The sequence below is a fragment of the Parapedobacter indicus genome (assembly GCF_900113765.1).
Taxonomy (GTDB): Bacteria; Bacteroidota; Bacteroidia; order Sphingobacteriales; family Sphingobacteriaceae; genus Parapedobacter; species Parapedobacter indicus.
In genome coordinates this window covers 399,015-415,264 of the sequence record NZ_FOQO01000004.1, presented here as the reverse complement: position 1 = coordinate 415,264, position 16,250 = coordinate 399,015, and the positions used below count along the sequence as shown (strand labels likewise).

Sequence of the window (16,250 nt, the reverse complement as noted above, 5' to 3'; positions counted from 1 at the left end):
GTAACTTTTCCGCAAATTAAATTGCTCGCAATATGACGACGAAATCAAACATCGAAATTACGGATAATGCCTACTTAATTACGCTGGATAAATCAGAATTTGAATATCCATTCGTACGGAAATGGTTGAACAGGTTGCTCAGTGGTAGTTTGTATCACGATGCCTTGTACCACAATGAAATGGATCCAGCTGATAGTCATTCACCCGAATTGGGCGACCGTTTCGATTTTCTTGCTGACAAGTAGGACTGATAAATTCTGTTTGGCAAAGAATCGATAGTAATTCGTTATCTTTGCGGAAAAAGAACCATGTCCAAGCGCAAGCATTTTGTTGCTCCTTCTATTCTTTCCGCGGATTTTGCTCATTTACATGACGACATTGTTATGGTCAACCAGAGCGAAGCGGATTGGTTTCACATTGACATCATGGATGGGGTGTTTGTACCCAATATTTCTTTTGGATTTCCGGTGATGGCATCCATTGCCCATTATGCGCGGAAGCCATTGGATGTACATTTGATGATTGTCGAGCCCGATAAGTACATTAAGCAATTCAGGGAAGCTGGTGCCGATAATATTACGGTACATTTGGAAGCTTGCACCCACCTCAATCGTACGGTACAGGCCATCAAAGAATTGGGATGTACAGCAGGGGTGGCAATTAATCCAAGTACGCCGGTATCACACCTGCATGAAATTATTGAAGACGTGGATCTCGTTCTCGTTATGTCCGTCAATCCGGGTTTTGGTGGCCAGAAATTTATCGATACCACCTACCGGAAAATACGAGAGCTAAAAGATCTCGCTGCCGACCGGAATGATCAGTTGCTCATTGAGGTAGATGGGGGCGTAAACAGTCATAATGCACTGGCATTACTGAAAGCCGGTGCGGATATACTGGTGGCCGGAAATTCCATTTTCGCAGCGAAAAATCCTATTCATACCATTGCCGAATTGAAACGGATTACGCCCGATTTGATTTCTGCCTGATAGCGTTGGCTTGATGGTTGTTTAGAAGATTTCCAAATTGAACCGATAGACTAGCATTCATCGTTATAACTTGATTTTTTTGTAACTTCGCGAAGTTTTGAAAAACAACGACACCTTGTCATTTGTTGTTTTCTCCTTATTATACAATAACATTCTTTTGATAAATGGCATTTGATATCGACATGATTAAAAAGGTCTACGCACAATACGGCGAACGCATAGCAGCAGCCCGTAAAGCGGTAGACAGGCCTTTGACACTGACAGAAAAGATTTTATACACCCATTTGTGGGATGGCAATGCAACCCAACGTTATGAACGGGGTGCATCTTATGTGGACTTTGCGCCCGATCGCGTAGCGATGCAGGATGCAACTGCGCAGATGGCGCTTTTGCAATTTATGCAGGCCGGAAGACCCAGAGTGGCGGTTCCCTCTACCGTTCATTGCGACCACCTGATCCGCGCCAAGGAAGGTGCAGAAAAGGACCTGGCAGTAGCGACAACTGAAAGTAAGGAGGTTTTCGATTTTTTGGCTTCCGTATCCAATAAGTATGGAATTGGCTTTTGGAAACCCGGAGCGGGCATCATCCACCAGGTGGTGTTGGAAAATTATGCATTTCCCGGTGGCATGATGATCGGAACGGATTCACACACTGTGAACGCCGGCGGACTCGGTATGTTGGCCATCGGTGTCGGCGGTGCGGACGCATGTGATGTAATGGCGGGGCTTCCGTGGGAGCTTAAGTTCCCGAAATTGATAGGAGTCAAATTGACCGGTAAACTCAACGGTTGGACAGCTCCTAAGGACGTTATCCTGAAAGTAGCCGGTATCCTTACCGTAAAAGGTGGAACGGGCTGCATCGTCGAGTATTTCGGCGAAGGTGCGAAATCCATGTCCTGCACTGGAAAAGGTACGATCTGCAACATGGGCGCCGAAATCGGCGCTACCACGTCTACGTTTGGCTACGATGAGTCCATGGAGCGTTACCTGCGGGCAACCAACCGTGCCGACGTGGCTGATGCAGCGAATGCGGTTAAAGAACACCTAACGGCCGATCCAGAAGTATACGCAAATCCGGAGCAGTATTTTGATCAGGTAATTGAAATTAATCTTTCCGAGTTGGAACCGCATTTGAATGGTCCGTTTACACCCGATTTGGCAACTCCGGTTTCCAAAATGAAGGAAGAGGCAGAGAAGAATGGCTGGCCCCTGAAAGTGGAATGGGGGTTAATTGGTTCGTGTACTAATTCTTCGTATGAAGATTTATCACGTGCTGCATCAGTAGCCAGACAAGCCGTTGAGAAAGGTTTGGTAACCAAAGCGGAGTTCGGCATCAATCCGGGTTCCGAACAGGTACGCTACACCGCAGAACGGGACGGTCTGCTGGATACGTTTACTGATTTAGACGCAACCATTTTTACCAATGCATGCGGACCCTGTATTGGAATGTGGGCTCGCGTAGGTGCAGAAAAAGCGGAAAAAAACACGATTGTTCATTCGTTCAACCGGAACTTTGCCAAACGGGCGGATGGCAACCCCAATACGTATGCGTTTGTGGCATCACCGGAATTGGTGGCGGCCATAGCTATTTCCGGCGATCTATCTTTCAATCCGATTACCGATACCTTGGTAAACGATAAAGGGGAATCCGTAAGGCTGGACCCACCTTCCGGAGATGAGTTACCACAAAAGGGTTTTGATGTGGAGGATGCAGGCTATCAGGCACCGGCTCAGGACGGTAGCAGTGTAGTCGTGGCGGTGTCGCCCACCTCAGACCGTCTGCAACTGCTTGATCCGTTCCCCGCATGGGAAGGTACAGATATCAACGGGTTGAAACTGCTTATTAAAGCGAAAGGTAAGTGCACGACCGATCATATTTCAATGGCCGGTCCCTGGCTGAAGTACCGAGGTCATTTGGATAATATTTCTAACAATTTGTTAATTGGAGCGGTCAACTTTTTTAATGACAAAACGGATTCCGTAAAAAATCAGTTGACCAACGAATACGGTCCGGTACCAGCTACCCAACGTGATTACAAGGCAGCTGGGATCGGGTCCATTGTGGTAGGGGATGAAAATTACGGAGAAGGTTCTTCGCGTGAACATGCGGCTATGGAGCCTCGTCATTTAGGAGTTCGTGCGGTATTGGTGAAGTCGTTTGCTCGTATCCATGAAACCAACCTGAAAAAACAGGGGATGTTGGCGTTGACCTTTGTCAACAAAGACGACTACACTAAAATTCTGGAAGACGATACCATTGATATCATCGGGCTAACGGAGTTTGCTCCCGGCAAGCCGCTTACTCTGGTGCTTCATCACGCAGATGGTTCAGAAGAACGGTTTGAAGCCAATCATAGTTACAACGATCAGCAGATCGGTTGGTTCAGGGCCGGAGGTGCGTTGAATATCATCCGCCGTGGCCAGGCCTCGGCATAATCGGTACACTAACTAAACTAACAAAGCCGCCGCGGAAGCCCGTGGCGGCTTTTATATTTACAGCCATTCAGCTAATGAAAATGTATCTTTCAGTCGATACCCCTTGTCTGTGAGCTGTATGGTGCAGCATTCGTTAACCGGGTCGTGTTCAAGGAATAATGCATAGTCATGGTCCACGGCTTCCTGCCAGTAGTTTTTTCGTTCTTCCATCGTAGTGAGCGGCCTCACGTCGTAGCTCATCACATAGGGTAGCGGGATGTGGCCGGCGGACGGGAGCAGATCTGCCATGTATAATAACGTTCTGCCTTTATAGTTGATCTGCGGCAGCATCATGGCGTCCGTATGCCCATAGGCAAAGCGGACTTTGATGTTCGCTGAAAAGCTGACTCCGTCTTCGGCTTCTACAAAGCGGAGTTGGCCACTGTCGTAGATCGGAATGATGTTTTCCTGTAGAAACGAGGGTTTTTCGCGGTGATTGGGGAACAATGCCCAATCCCAATGCTGCTTATTGCTCCAATACGTGGCATTTTTGAAAGCGGGAACGAGAAGCCCATTTTCCCTGGTAATGGCCCCGCCTACATGATCAAAATGGAGATGGGTAAGAAAAACATCGGTAATGTCATCGCGATGAAAGCCATGTGTGGCCAGTGAACTGTCTAGCGTTGCCTCACCGTGCCGGTAATAGTGGCTAAAGAATTTATCTCCCTGTTTATTGCCGATTCCCGTGTCTACCAATATCAATCGCGTATCCTCTTCGATCAACAGGAGCCGGGTAGCCCAGGTGCACATATTCCGTTCATCGGCGGGATTGGTCCGTTGCCAGATGGATTTGGGAACTACACCAAACATGGCACCGCCGTCGAGTTTGAAAAATCCGGTATCGATACTATATAAGTTCATACGTGTTACAATGTTTGTTGGTAAATGCTAAAGATAATAAAAGCGGTTAAAGTTCAAAACAAGCAATTTTTTTTATAATCCGGCTAAAACGATAAATGGTTCTGTGATACAATTGATTGACTTAGTGTAATATTTACAATTGATTGATTTTCAGTAATTTTGTATTCATTTTATGTGTTTTTAATCCCTACATTTGCGGCACCTGTTTTATAAAATATGTAAATAAAATGCTATGAATGCTTCAAAAACAACGATTCCTGACCTCAATTACCTTTTTATCCAAGGTGAAAATAAGGTACACTATCAAGCAAGTGTTGCAGAATTGGTTGAATATGCAATAGTTAACAGAGAAGGAAGTCTTTCTGATGCGGGTGCATTAGTTGCTGATACTGGGCATTTTACGGGGCGGTCGCCCTTTGATCGGTATGTTGTAAAAGACGAGGTTACGGAGGATACGGTGTGGTGGGGCAACGTTAATCAACCCCTCTCAGAGACATCTTTTGCGTACCTGTTTAAGCAAATGGGAGTGTATTTTACTGACCGGGATCTTTTTGTCCGCGATGGCTTAGTAGGAGCAGATAGCAACTACGGTATTGGTATTCGAACGGTTACCGAAACTGCTTATCAGAATATTTTTGCGCATAATCTGTTTATCCGGCCCACAGCACCCGACTCAGCGGTACGTCCGGAATGGTCTATCTTGGCAGCACCGGGATACACCTGTACACGGCCCGAGGAGTTTGGGTTACGTCAATCCAATTTCGTTGTCATCAGTTTTAAACAGAAAGTAATTCTTATTGGAGGAACTGGCTATACAGGGGAAATCAAAAAGGCCATTTTTTCTGTTTTAAACTACCTATTGCCACTTCATAAGCGCGTGTTATCCATGCATTGCTCGGCGAATACCGATATCCATGGAAATACCGCACTTTTCTTTGGGCTATCTGGCACGGGTAAAACCACACTTTCGGCTGATAAAGACCGGATGCTTATCGGAGATGATGAACATGGCTGGGATAGCAAAGGTATTTTCAACTTTGAAGGCGGATGTTATGCCAAATGTGTCGGACTTGACGAAAGCAAAGAGCCTGAGATTTTCCGTGCGATCCGTTTTGGTGCGCTGCTCGAGAACATCTGTTTTTTCCCGGGTACGCGCATGCCGAATTACGATGATGTTTCAAAAACGGAAAATACCCGGGTGGCGTATCCGATCCATCATGTGCCCGGCGGCGTGGTTTCTGGAAAAGATGGTGCACCGAAAAATATATTTTTCCTGACGGCCGATGCTTTTGGCGTGATCCCTCCGGTTTCACTTCTTTCTACGGCACAGGCAATGTATCACTTTATGTCTGGCTATACCGCTAAAGTGGCGGGTACCGAAGTAGGAATTTCGGAGCCGAAGGCTGTTTTCTCCGCATGTTTCGGCGAAGCCTTTCTGCCGCTGCACCCTTCGTATTATGCCGAACTTTTAAAGGAAAGGCTCGCGACCGGGGCGATCGACGTTTGGTTGATTAATACCGGATGGATTGCCGGACCTTACGGAATCGGCCGCCGGATTAAATTGCGCTATACCCGTGCCATCATCCAAGCGGCGCTGACCGGAGTGCTCAAGGAATCTACGTTCCGGACGCATCCGATCTTTGGGCTCCGGTATCCATTGAGTTGTCCCGATGTACCCGCTGCTGTCCTTGATCCCGTACAATTATGGCCGGATGAACAAGCATATTACGCACAGGCGAATCAACTGGCAAGACTTTTCAGACAGAATTTTGAGAAATTCGTCAATGAAGTAAGTGACGAGGTACTGGCCGCATCGCCGGTTGTATCGGAATCTGCTTTCCTGATTTAATTGTTTAATAATCGTGCAAGTTGGCCCCCATAGTCTAAAGACTGTTGGGGGCTTTTTTTTGCGATGTCGTGTTCCCTTCTTTTAAAATAACGCAAACGATTGTGTGTCGAAAAGGCATGGTTATTACCTTTCGAATGTGCATATTGCGGACTGTTTTTCAGGCAAAAGACGATAGTTCCTTTTTACATGATGCGCAATTTTAATTTAGAACAGGTATCCGTATTAGCAAACCGATTTGATATTGATGGCAGTGTCACGGATATTTCGCCGTTTGGATCCGGACATATCAATGACACGTATCGTGTGCTGACCAACGGGGATAAAGTGGATGGCTATCTTCTCCAGCGGATAAACCATCATGTCTTCAAAAATGTACCGGCGGTGATGGAGAATATGCAGCTGGTGATCCACCATTTGAAGGAAAAATACAAGGAGGCAGGAGATCAGGGGATGCATGTTGAGAAAAAGGTGCTTACCTTGGTGCCAACAGGGGAAAGCACTCCCTACCTGGTGGATGAAACCGGGAATTTCTGGCGGATGCTGGTCCTGCTCGCCAATACACAAAGTTATGATATTGTAGAAACGCCTCAGCAAGCGCGCGAAGGTGGATTGGCGTTTGGACACTTTCAGCGATTACTGTCAGATCTTGATGTCAGTCGTATCCATGAGGTGCTGCCGGATTTCCATCACATTGGAAAGCGTTTGGACAAACTTAATCAGGCAATTGCGTCGGATATGGTAGGCCGGGTTTCGCTCGTGTCCGCTGAATTGGACGCTATCAAACGCCGGCAGAGGCGCATGCATACCATATTGGATTTGGCAGCAGACGGCTTGTTGCCGGTCCGTATTACCCACAACGATACCAAGTTTAACAACGTGTTGCTGGATATGCAAGACAAGGCCCAGTGTGTAATCGACCTGGATACGGTGATGCCCGGATACGTCGCTTATGATTTCGGTGATGCAATCCGCACGATTATAAATCGTGCTGCCGAAGATGAGGCTGACCTGGACAAGATTACCCTCAATATGCCGCTGTTTGAAGCCTATGCTTCTGGATATTTTGAAGAGGCACATCACTTTTTGACACCGGAAGAAGTGGGTTCGCTCATTGAAGGGGTACTGCTGTTGCCCTATATGCAGGCTGTCCGGTTCCTTACCGATTTCCTGGAGGGAGACCACTATTATAAAGTTCATCATGTGGATCATAACCTCCAGCGTACCCGCGCTCAGCTTAGGCTGGTGGAACAGCTTGAAGTCCATGAAGCCGAATTGAAGGGAATTATTGATCGCGTGGTAAATCGGTATCAAAAGATAAATTAATAAAATGAAACCTGCCATGTCAGCGCCTAACGCAAAAGGCGATGAAACCTGCGGAATCGCAAGCTTCATTACCGCCGAACCAAATGGTGCCAATGAAAATGCGGGTTCCATTAGACCATTCAAGAACAATTTATTTTCTAATGAAAAGTTTAGTCGTTCCCTATTTGGGTCGGGTAAATCATCATTCGTCACCTACCGAGCTATTGTCGGCAATGGCGGTGGTGGCGGATAATGACCTGGAAGAAGTGTCGTGGCCTGCATTTCCTTATAAACCCAATGTGCGGTTTAAGTTGGCCCATACTGAAGATTGCTTGTTGTTAAGCTACGTGGTTCAGGAAAAACACGTCAAGGCTGTTTATCGGAACACAAACGATCCGGTTTACAAAGACAGCTGTGTCGAGTTTTTTCTGTCTTTTGACACCGCGCATTACTACAATCTCGAGTTTAACTGTGCCGGTATTGGATTGATTGGTTACGGGAGCGCCATTAAGGAAAAGCGGAGACGACTGCCCAATGACCTGATCGAAACAGTAAAGACCGTCCGCAGCGCCTCTCCAAAAGAAGATGCAACGGCGGAAACGGAATGGGAATTGCTGTTAAACATTCCGTTTACTGTGTTTGATGCTCACCTTGTTACATCGTTTGCCGGTATGCGTTGCACGGGTAATTTTTATAAATGTGGAGATGACTTGCCCATCCCGCACTTTTTGGCGTGGAACCGGATCGATCACCCGATACCGAATTTCCACTTGCCGCAGTTTTTTGGTGAGCTCGTCTTTCAATGATGGCAGGGAGAGAACGGTAATCGATTGGAAAATAATGTTGTGAATTAATTTCAAATAGTCTATCTTTGCACCCTTAATCAGGGTAATAGTAATACATAAATAAAATGAAGAAAGATTTGCATCCATCAAATTACAGGTTAGTGGTTTTCAAGGATATGTCAAATGATTATGCGTTCATAACCCAATCATGCATTGACAGTAAAGAAACTATCCAATGGGAAGATGGAAACGAATACCCTTTGGTGAAGCTCGAAATTTCGCATACTTCCCATCCGTATTATACCGGTAAGATGAAATTGGTTGACACCGCAGGCCGTATCGATAAATTCCGTAACCGCTATAGCAAGAAGTAGGGTTTACGCAGATAAAAAATATTAGTCCCGATATTTTATCGGGACTTTTTTATTTTAGCCGTTCTAAATGGAAACCTATGCATATCGTTCTGTTCGATAAAGCGGATTGGCGGATGGGACTCTATCCTTTATCGTTGACACGTCCGGTGTCCGATTTGCGTGTCGGGATATTAACGATTGCCGAAAAATGGGGAAAATGGCTGGATGCTTCCTATTCGTTTCTAACGGAGGATTATTTGGCGGAAAAATATCCGCTGGGTGACCTATCCGGCGACGTATGGGTTATCCGTGGTAACTGTTGCCCAAACAGCCGACTGTTCGATGCCATCATGGCTTTACAGGTAGGGCAGATGTTGATGTCAGGAGCTGAATTTATTGCGTTTCGGGGGGAGGCTGAATCCTTGTTTCCCTGGCACCCATCGGTCGTTCAAAAATATTCGCCGGTAGCCTACGAACACAGCGTGGTAATGATTAACCATCCCGAAGACTTGTTTCTCAACAATGGCCAACAAATTGGTGTGGACTTCGACCTGCTTACCAGGGGGCGGTCTTCCGCATCGCTTTCATCCAGCAACCGCTTTCTCGGCGAGCAGATTTTTGCTGAGGAAGGAGCTCAAGCCGAATTTGCTACGTTCAACAGCACGAAAGGTCCCATTTATCTCGGCAAAAACAGCGAAGTGTGGGAAGGTAGCCATATCCGTGGGGCATTTGCACTGGGCGACCATTCGCAAGTAAAAATGGGAGCAAAGATATACAGCAACGTGACCGTAGGTCCTTATTCACGGGTAGGCGGTGAGCTGAATACCTGTGTTATATGGGGAAGGTCGGCCAAAGGACACGATGGTTATCTTGGCAGTGCCGTTATGGGTGAATGGTGCAATTGGGGGGCGGATACCAACAATTCCAATTTGAAGAACAATTATAAGTCCATACGTTTATACGACTACCGGAATTCGGGGTATCGCGATTCGGGTTTGCAGTTCTGCGGCGCAATCATGGCCGATCATGTGCGTTGTGCGGTTAATACTACATTTAATACAGGTACGGTGGTAGGAGTGGGAGCCAATGTTTTCGGCGCAGGAATGCCGCCGACGTACGTCCCTGATTTTTCGTGGGCCGGCCCCGATGGTTTTTCTACCTACCGGTTGGACAAATTCTTTGAAACTGCATCCTTGGTATACGAACGGCGTAACCTCGAATTTAATGAAACGGAAAGGAAACTGTTGACCGCTGTTTTCGAATTGACAAGGAAACACCGGAATCAAGTATATATTAGTTAATTATTTTTATATAGAATATCAACGTCATGCGAAACAAAATCGTAGCTGGAAATTGGAAAATGAACCTCGATCATCAACAAGGGGTGAGTCTTTTTTCCGAAATTGTAAACATGGTTAAGGACGAAGTAATCGGTCATCAGCAAGTGGTCATTTGCAGCCCTTTCATCCACCTGCATTCCATTGCGCAATTGGCAAAGGGAACACCCGGAGTGGCTGTTGGCGCACAAAACATCTACTTCGAAGAGGCGGGTGCATATACAGGCGAGATTTCGGCCGCACAGGTGAAGTCTACCGGAGCAACCCACGTGATCCTTGGACATTCCGAGCGTCGCGCCTATTTCGGCGAAGACGACTACGTTCTCAGCAAAAAGGTCGACGCCGCTTTGAAACATGGATTGATTCCTATTTTCTGTATCGGCGAAACACGAGAGGAAAGGGAATCTGGCCGATATTTCGAGGTGATCAACGAGCAATTGAAAAAAGGTATTTTTCATCTTTCCAACGAAGCTTTCGAGAATGTGGTGTTGGCTTATGAACCCGTTTGGGCAATCGGTACGGGACTGACCGCTTCCCCTGAGCAGGCACAGGAAGTACATGCGTTCATCCGTAACACATTGGCAGAGCAATATAATCAGGACCTTGCCGACGGTACAACGATTTTATATGGCGGAAGTTGCAACCCCAAAAATGCACCTGATCTTTTTTCACAGCCGGATATTGACGGTGGTCTTATCGGTGGAGCATCGCTGAAATCGCGTGATTTTGTGGATATTGTGAAAGTCTTCAACTAACCGCTAGATTGCCGTGCCCATGAAATACAGTGAAGTGAGGCTTATCTGCAAGGGTGGTGAAGCCTGGCATCGGGATGTACTGATGCAAGACTTAGCGGGTATGGGATTCGAAACGTTTGAATCACATGAAGATGGTTTCGCTGCATACATCGCTTCCGAGCAGTTAGATTTGCAGGGATTGGAATCGTTGCTTATCCATCAGCCCCTTGGGTTCGAAGTAACGTACACCGTACGGGAAATTCTTCCTCAAAATTGGAACGCGGTGTGGGAAAGTAACTTTGAGCCAGTGATTGTAGCCGATCAATGTTATGTGCGGGCTACGTTTCATCCTTCCATACCTACTTATCCATATGAGATCGTTATTGATCCCAAAATGGCATTTGGTACAGGTCACCACCAAACCACTTCGTTGGTTATGTGTTACATGCTAGAAGAGTCATTCGACGGAAAGGATGTTTTGGATATGGGATGTGGTACCGGCATATTGGCGATATTGGCCGCGAAAATGGGCGCTTCGCGTGTGTGGGCCATTGACAATGATCCTGTATGTATCGATAGTGTCGTGGAAAATAAGACGTTGAATCATACACCGCATATTGTAGCCAAATGCGGAACTGCAGACCTACTTCCGAGCGACCGGTTTGACGTGATCCTAGCCAATATAAACCGTAATGTGTTACTGGATCAGTTGAATCGTTACGCGCAATCCCTGCGGGAAGGCGGCAAACTGTATATAAGCGGCTTTTACGATGGTGTCGACTTGGAGACACTTAAGGCTGCCGGAGCCGACTATGCATTAAAATACGTCAGCCATCGGACGCTAGGTGGATGGGCGGCGGCGTGTTTTAGAAAATAAAAATAACTATGCGCGTACACTTTATCGCCATCGGTGGAAGCATTATGCATAACCTTGCGATCGCATTGGCTAAAAAGGGGTATATAGTCAGTGGTTCGGACGATCATATCTACGAACCATCACGGACTAACCTTGTCAGGGAAAACCTGCTGCCAGCACCTGGTTGGGACCCCGAGCGTATCACAGCTGATATCGATGCGGTTGTGCTCGGCATGCATGCAAAGGCAGACAATCCCGAGCTGGTGAAAGCGCAGGAGCTCGGACTCCGCATCTGCTCTTATCCAGAGTTTATCTACGAGCAGACCAAGGAAAAAACGCGGGTGGTCATCGGTGGAAGCCATGGAAAAACCACCATCACCAGCATGGTTATGCACGTACTCAGATCCATCGGACGTGATTTCGACTATTTAGTGGGGGCAAAGCTTGATGAGTTTGACCACATGGTAAAGCTTACAAAGGATGCCCCACTTATGATTATCGAAGGCGACGAATACTTGGCTTCTCCCATTGATCAACGCCCGAAATTTCACTTGTATAAGCCGCATATTGCCCTCATCAGCGGTATTGCCTGGGATCATGTTAACGTATTTCCGACATTTGAAAATTACGTGAATCAGTTCCGTTTATTTATTAAAACCATCGAACCAAAGGGTACCCTGGTTTATAATAAGGAGGACCAGACGCTCCGGGAATTGGTGCTTGAAGACCGATCTAAGATTAATAAACATGGCTATCGTACGCCTGAGTACACCATCAATAAAGGGATTACCTATATGCATACGCATGGCGGCGATGTTCCTTTGCAGGTTTTCGGTAGGCATAATTTATCTAACATTGCGGCTGCTTTTACTGTATGCGAATGGTTGGGGGTAGAACGCGATGCTTTTTATGCGGCTATTAAGCAATTTAAAGGTGCTTCCCGCCGACTGGAATATGTGGCGAGCAACAACGATAGTGTTGTTTATCAGGATTTCGCGCATACGCCCGCCAAACTGAAGGCTAGCATTCATGCACTTAAAGAGCAATTTCCGGATAAAGCGCTGGTAGCCATTGTAGAATTGCATACGTATAGTAGCCTTAATGAAGCATATTTGAAAGAATACAGGGACACGATGCATGATGCTGAATATCCAGCAGTATTTATCAACCAGGAAGCACTTAAACAACGCAACGCCGAATCCATTTCGGAGGATATGCTTAAACATACGTTCAATCAGCCCAACCTGGTTTATTTCAGTAACGTGGAAAGCATGAAGCAATATCTTCTTGCAATGAATCCAACTGGCAGAAACCTCTTGCTTATGAGTTCAGGGAATTATGGCGGTATAAATCTTGTTAATTTTGCCGATAAGTTCTTATATAAGTAAAAACTTTAATTATATTAGTTTGCCAGAAGAATATCGTATTATGACAACTACTTAGATTTCATATATCATCTTACCAATGAATGCATTAGGAAAAAAAATCAGACTCTTACGACATCAAAAGGGGTGGAGCCAGGAAGATGTGGCCAAGCGGTTGGATATATCCATACCGGCTTTTTCCAAAATCGAAACTGGCATAACCGATGTCAATTTATCCCGATTGGACCAAATATCCCGCTTATTTGGCTTGACAGTTGTTCAATTGCTGGCCACCAATGACTCCGAAGAGGAGAAAAAATTTATTTCAGAACTGACGACTGCGAATAAGAAGCTCCAGGAACGTGACGCTGAAGTGATCGAACTTCAGAAGAAAGTGATCGAACTTTACGAGCAGCTACATAAAAAGGGGGAGTAATCTTCAATAGAACACACACATCTACCAAGGTCTGATCATAGACGTAGTAGATGTGTGTGGAAATCAGTGCACAGTACAGTAAGGATACGTGAGCATCCTATGTTCTTGCCAGGTATGGTTTTTGTTCAAATGCGAAACTTTTTGTCAAAAATCATCCTCGTCATCGAAATCATCAAATTCATCCAGCGAGTCCAATTCATCTAATTCGAAATTGTCCCCGTCCTCGAAAAGGTCATCCGAATCGTCATCCTCATCATCGGGACCATTGTCAAAAGAGACCAAAACGTCATCCTCCAGAATCGCTAACTCATTGTCATGCATCATTGGCGTTTTCATAATCATTAAAAAGCATATTGTTTTTGATAGGATAAAAATAACAAGTTTTTGATATCAAAACACTTTTTTTAAAAAAAATATATTGAGTCGTTACTCACTGATTTCTCCGATCGTGTTGTCCTCTTTCTGCACGATCTCTTTGAGCTTCGGCAGGTCTGCCGTGCTGGCGATTCCGAAATGGTCCATGAACAAGTCGCTGGTTCCGTATAGGATGGGTTTGCCTAACGTGTCAGCCTTGCCAACGATTTTGATGAGCTCTTTTTCGAGCAGGCGTTGCACGGAATAGTCACAATTGACTCCGCGGATCTGCTCGATCTCAAGTTTAGTGATCGGTTGCCGGTAGGCGATGATGGCTAGCGTCTCCAATGCTGCTTGGCTGAGTTTCTTCTTCGATCGATGAGCCTGCAGTTGATTAACCGCACTGTAATAGAGCGGTTTTGTCAGAAACTGATAGCCGTTATTAATCGATTTCAGTTCCATCACATGGCTATCGCTCAGGTAGCGGTTCCTGATGTCTTCCAGTGCTTCAAGGATTGCCCCTTCGTCGACAGGGACACCCGCGATTGCTTCAAGCACCTGCCGAATTTCGGATACGCCGATTCCATACTCCGAAGCGTATATCAGGGCTTCTACCTGTTGAACTACATTTTCCAAGTTGGTTTCTATTTGTTAATAGTCAATAACCTGCTCGACCATGGTATTCGGTATGTCCCTGAATTCGTATTTCTGCGTGCGGAGCTGAGGTTGGAACCCCGCTTCACGGATGGCCTCCTGGATGGACTTGGAGGTAAAGCGGTGTGGAGCTCCAGCAGCCGATACGACATTCTCTTCGATCATGATCGATCCGAAATCATTCGCCCCGGCGTGCAGGCAAAGTTGTGCCACCTGTTTTCCTACCGTAAGCCAAGAAGCTTGAATGTTTTTAATGTTAGGTAACATGATGCGGCTTAATGCAATCATGCGGAGGTATTCATCGCCTGTCACATTGTTGGTAATTCCACGGAGTCGTCTGAGGAGGGTACCGTCGTCTTGAAAAGGCCAAGGAATAAATGCAATAAATCCGTAGGCATCCGCTGGTCGCTCTTCCTGTACCTGCCGGATCCAAGTGAGGTGTTCAAATCGTTCTTCCAGGGTTTCGATATGGCCGAACATCATCGTAGCCGAAGTAGGTAAATTAATCTGGTGCGCGGCTCGCATCACATCGAGCCACTCTTTGCCACCACATTTACCTTTTGATATCAACCTTCGCACACGGTCGTTCAATATTTCCGCACCCGCGCCCGGTAATGAGTCCAACCCCGCGTCTTTCAGTGCGCGCAACACATCGATATGAGACATCTGCTCCAGCTTGGCAATATGCGCTACCTCGGGGGGACCAAGCGAATGTAACCGCAATGTGGGATATAGGTGTTTTAGCTTCTTAAAAAGATCGGTATAAAATGCCAAGCCTAGGTCCGGATGGTGCCCACCCTGTAACAATAACTGATCCCCACCGTATCGGAAAGTTTCCTCGATTTTTCGCTTGTAAGTTTCGATATCTGTGATATAACTTTCTTCATGCCCCGGCCGGCGAAAAAAATTACAGAACTTACAGTTAGCGATGCAGACATTGGTTGTGTTGACATTGCGATCAATCTGCCAGGTAACTTTGCCGTGTGGCACCTGTATTTTACGCAATTCATTAGCCACATAACCTAGATCTGCAATTGGCGCATGCTTATACAGATGAATTCCTTCTTCAATCGAAAGAAATTCGAAATCCAATGCACGTCCAAGCAATTTGTCAACGTTCATGATCGCAAAGATACGCAGTTTTTAACAAACCAATTCACTCCTTTTTATTCCGCGTGAAGGAAAAATACGGGGCTACGTGAATTAATAATTGGAATTCTTGCATAAGTGTAATCAAATTGATAAGTTTGTGTCAACCAAGGAGCTAAATTATCTTGTTGAACAAACCTACGGTCGACACAGATTCGGAATTGCTGATTCGCTTAGGCAATGATGACCAAGCTGCGTTTGAGGAGCTGTATAAACGATATTGGCAACGTTGTTATGCGCAGGTGTTACGTCGGTCTGGAGATACTAACCTGGCCGAGGATATTACACAAAGTGTATTTGTATCCCTGTGGGAAAAACGAAAATCCGTCGAGATCCGTAATATTGGAACCTACCTATTTGCTGCAGTACGCTTCCGGTTTATCACGTACCTGAAGGCACAACCCCATGAGGAGGCTTACTCGTTGCATGTTCTCCGCGATCAATACGATGGCCAAAATCCTGTAGAAGTGTCCGTCCGCATCAAAGAACTTAATGAGGCTATTGACAAGGGTGTAGCCATGATGCCGCCCAAAACCAAAATTATCTATACGTTAAGTCGTGCGGAATACTACTCAGTGAAAGAGATCGCAAAAAAACTGAACTTGTCTGAAAAGGCGGTAGAATATCATATCACCCAGTCACTGAAGACGCTGCGCCTTGTTTTGAAAGACTTCCTCACTGTGGCATTGCTACTTCCCGCATTTTTCTAAAAAAAAAATTAGGGATTGCCCCGCTTCAATAGACTACCTAATA

General features: G+C 46.0%; 17 protein-coding genes. 13 read left to right on the top strand and 4 right to left on the bottom strand.

The genetic code is table 11. The features are described from left to right. Positions 1–32: 32 nt before the first annotated feature. The 3 genes from BMZ56_RS10995 (at position 33) to BMZ56_RS10985 (ending at position 3,424) form a co-directional block, all read left to right on the top strand. Positions 33–245, top strand: a complete 213-nt coding sequence (locus BMZ56_RS10995; RefSeq protein ID WP_090626623.1) for a hypothetical protein — start codon at positions 33–35, stop codon at positions 243–245. A gap of 63 nt (positions 246–308) precedes the next feature. Further along, positions 309–989: a ribulose-phosphate 3-epimerase gene (rpe, locus tag BMZ56_RS10990; RefSeq protein WP_090626622.1), complete on the top strand. Its 681-nt coding sequence runs from the start codon at positions 309–311 to the stop codon at positions 987–989. 164 nt (positions 990–1,153) lie between these two features. Next, a complete protein-coding gene (locus BMZ56_RS10985; protein WP_090626621.1) occupies positions 1,154–3,424 on the top strand; it encodes an aconitate hydratase in 2,271 nt (756 codons plus the stop codon). A 57-nt stretch (positions 3,425–3,481) separates the two neighbouring features. On the opposite strand, the gene BMZ56_RS10980 is transcribed toward BMZ56_RS10985, so the two are convergent. Further along, positions 3,482–4,324 (bottom strand): MBL fold metallo-hydrolase, encoded by an 843-nt coding sequence (locus BMZ56_RS10980; RefSeq protein ID WP_090626620.1) that lies wholly within the window; start codon positions 4,322–4,324, stop codon positions 3,482–3,484. 232 nt (positions 4,325–4,556) lie between these two features. Here BMZ56_RS10980 and pckA point away from each other — a divergent pair, with 232 nt between their 5' ends. The 9 genes from pckA to BMZ56_RS10935 all read left to right on the top strand — a co-directional run bounded on the left by pckA (position 4,557) and on the right by BMZ56_RS10935 (position 13,340). After that, positions 4,557–6,173 (top strand): phosphoenolpyruvate carboxykinase (ATP), encoded by a 1,617-nt coding sequence (pckA, locus tag BMZ56_RS10975; RefSeq protein ID WP_090626619.1) that lies wholly within the window; start codon positions 4,557–4,559, stop codon positions 6,171–6,173. A 186-nt stretch (positions 6,174–6,359) separates the two neighbouring features. Continuing rightward, positions 6,360–7,496, top strand: coding sequence for a phosphotransferase enzyme family protein (locus BMZ56_RS10970; RefSeq protein ID WP_090626618.1), 1,137 nt, complete (start codon positions 6,360–6,362; stop codon positions 7,494–7,496). Positions 7,497–7,636: 140 nt separating this feature from the next. Then, positions 7,637–8,281 (top strand): carbohydrate-binding family 9-like protein, encoded by a 645-nt coding sequence (locus BMZ56_RS10965; RefSeq protein ID WP_177195122.1) that lies wholly within the window; start codon positions 7,637–7,639, stop codon positions 8,279–8,281. Positions 8,282–8,385: 104 nt separating this feature from the next. Further along, on the top strand, positions 8,386–8,634 hold the full coding sequence (locus tag BMZ56_RS10960; RefSeq protein WP_090626616.1) for a type B 50S ribosomal protein L31: 249 nt from the start codon (positions 8,386–8,388) through the stop codon (positions 8,632–8,634). A 77-nt stretch (positions 8,635–8,711) separates the two neighbouring features. Continuing rightward, complete coding sequence (locus BMZ56_RS10955; RefSeq protein WP_090626615.1) at positions 8,712–9,914, top strand: putative sugar nucleotidyl transferase; 1,203 nt, start codon at positions 8,712–8,714, stop codon at positions 9,912–9,914. 26 nt (positions 9,915–9,940) lie between these two features. After that, the gene (gene tpiA, locus BMZ56_RS10950) at positions 9,941–10,705 is read left to right on the top strand and encodes a triose-phosphate isomerase (protein WP_090626614.1); all 765 of its coding nucleotides are present in this window, start codon (positions 9,941–9,943) and stop codon (positions 10,703–10,705) included. 19 nt (positions 10,706–10,724) lie between these two features. Continuing rightward, positions 10,725–11,561 (top strand): 50S ribosomal protein L11 methyltransferase, encoded by an 837-nt coding sequence (gene prmA, locus BMZ56_RS10945; RefSeq protein ID WP_090626613.1) that lies wholly within the window; start codon positions 10,725–10,727, stop codon positions 11,559–11,561. 8 nt (positions 11,562–11,569) lie between these two features. Continuing rightward, entirely contained in the window at positions 11,570–12,928 is a 1,359-nt protein-coding gene (locus BMZ56_RS10940) for a UDP-N-acetylmuramate--L-alanine ligase (RefSeq protein ID WP_090626612.1), read from the top strand. A 76-nt stretch (positions 12,929–13,004) separates the two neighbouring features. Continuing rightward, entirely contained in the window at positions 13,005–13,340 is a 336-nt protein-coding gene (locus BMZ56_RS10935) for a helix-turn-helix domain-containing protein (RefSeq protein WP_090626611.1), read from the top strand. 144 nt (positions 13,341–13,484) lie between these two features. Here BMZ56_RS10935 and BMZ56_RS10930 read toward each other — a convergent pair whose 3' ends face one another. The 3 genes from BMZ56_RS10930 to mqnC all read right to left on the bottom strand — a co-directional run bounded on the left by BMZ56_RS10930 (position 13,485) and on the right by mqnC (position 15,470). Continuing rightward, positions 13,485–13,682 carry a hypothetical protein gene (locus BMZ56_RS10930; RefSeq protein WP_245893175.1) on the bottom strand — a complete coding sequence of 66 codons (198 nt, stop codon included), beginning with the start codon at positions 13,680–13,682 and terminating at the stop codon, positions 13,485–13,487. Between the two features lie 84 nt (positions 13,683–13,766). Continuing rightward, entirely contained in the window at positions 13,767–14,330 is a 564-nt protein-coding gene (gene scpB, locus BMZ56_RS10925; RefSeq protein WP_090626610.1) for an SMC-Scp complex subunit ScpB, read from the bottom strand. A gap of 15 nt (positions 14,331–14,345) precedes the next feature. Further along, entirely contained in the window at positions 14,346–15,470 is a 1,125-nt protein-coding gene (mqnC, locus tag BMZ56_RS10920) for a cyclic dehypoxanthinyl futalosine synthase (protein WP_090626609.1), read from the bottom strand. Positions 15,471–15,625: 155 nt separating this feature from the next. Here mqnC and BMZ56_RS10915 point away from each other — a divergent pair, with 155 nt between their 5' ends. Further along, positions 15,626–16,207, top strand: a complete 582-nt coding sequence (locus tag BMZ56_RS10915; RefSeq protein ID WP_177195121.1) for an RNA polymerase sigma factor — start codon at positions 15,626–15,628, stop codon at positions 16,205–16,207. Positions 16,208–16,250 lie beyond the last annotated feature (43 nt).

Bases quoted from the DNA above. Each gene is read 5' to 3' on its own strand.
- BMZ56_RS10940 (WP_090626612.1), top strand. From the start codon at position 11,570: ATGCGCGTACACTTTATCGCCATCGGTGGAAGCATTATGCATAACCTT.
- rpe (WP_090626622.1), top strand. From the start codon at position 309: ATGTCCAAGCGCAAGCATTTTGTTGCTCCTTCTATTCTTTCCGCGGAT.
- BMZ56_RS10935 (WP_090626611.1), top strand. From the start codon at position 13,005: ATGAATGCATTAGGAAAAAAAATCAGACTCTTACGACATCAAAAGGGG.
- BMZ56_RS10985 (WP_090626621.1), top strand. From the start codon at position 1,154: ATGGCATTTGATATCGACATGATTAAAAAGGTCTACGCACAATACGGC.
- BMZ56_RS10995 (WP_090626623.1), top strand. From the start codon at position 33: ATGACGACGAAATCAAACATCGAAATTACGGATAATGCCTACTTAATT.
- BMZ56_RS10980 (WP_090626620.1), bottom strand. From the start codon at position 4,324: ATGAACTTATATAGTATCGATACCGGATTTTTCAAACTCGACGGCGGT.
- BMZ56_RS10930 (WP_245893175.1), bottom strand. From the start codon at position 13,682: ATGATTATGAAAACGCCAATGATGCATGACAATGAGTTAGCGATTCTG.
- tpiA (WP_090626614.1), top strand. From the start codon at position 9,941: ATGCGAAACAAAATCGTAGCTGGAAATTGGAAAATGAACCTCGATCAT.
- pckA (WP_090626619.1), top strand. From the start codon at position 4,557: ATGAATGCTTCAAAAACAACGATTCCTGACCTCAATTACCTTTTTATC.
- BMZ56_RS10970 (WP_090626618.1), top strand. From the start codon at position 6,360: ATGATGCGCAATTTTAATTTAGAACAGGTATCCGTATTAGCAAACCGA.
- BMZ56_RS10965 (WP_177195122.1), top strand. From the start codon at position 7,637: ATGAAAAGTTTAGTCGTTCCCTATTTGGGTCGGGTAAATCATCATTCG.
- mqnC (WP_090626609.1), bottom strand. From the start codon at position 15,470: ATGAACGTTGACAAATTGCTTGGACGTGCATTGGATTTCGAATTTCTT.
- BMZ56_RS10960 (WP_090626616.1), top strand. From the start codon at position 8,386: ATGAAGAAAGATTTGCATCCATCAAATTACAGGTTAGTGGTTTTCAAG.
- prmA (WP_090626613.1), top strand. From the start codon at position 10,725: ATGAAATACAGTGAAGTGAGGCTTATCTGCAAGGGTGGTGAAGCCTGG.
- BMZ56_RS10955 (WP_090626615.1), top strand. From the start codon at position 8,712: ATGCATATCGTTCTGTTCGATAAAGCGGATTGGCGGATGGGACTCTAT.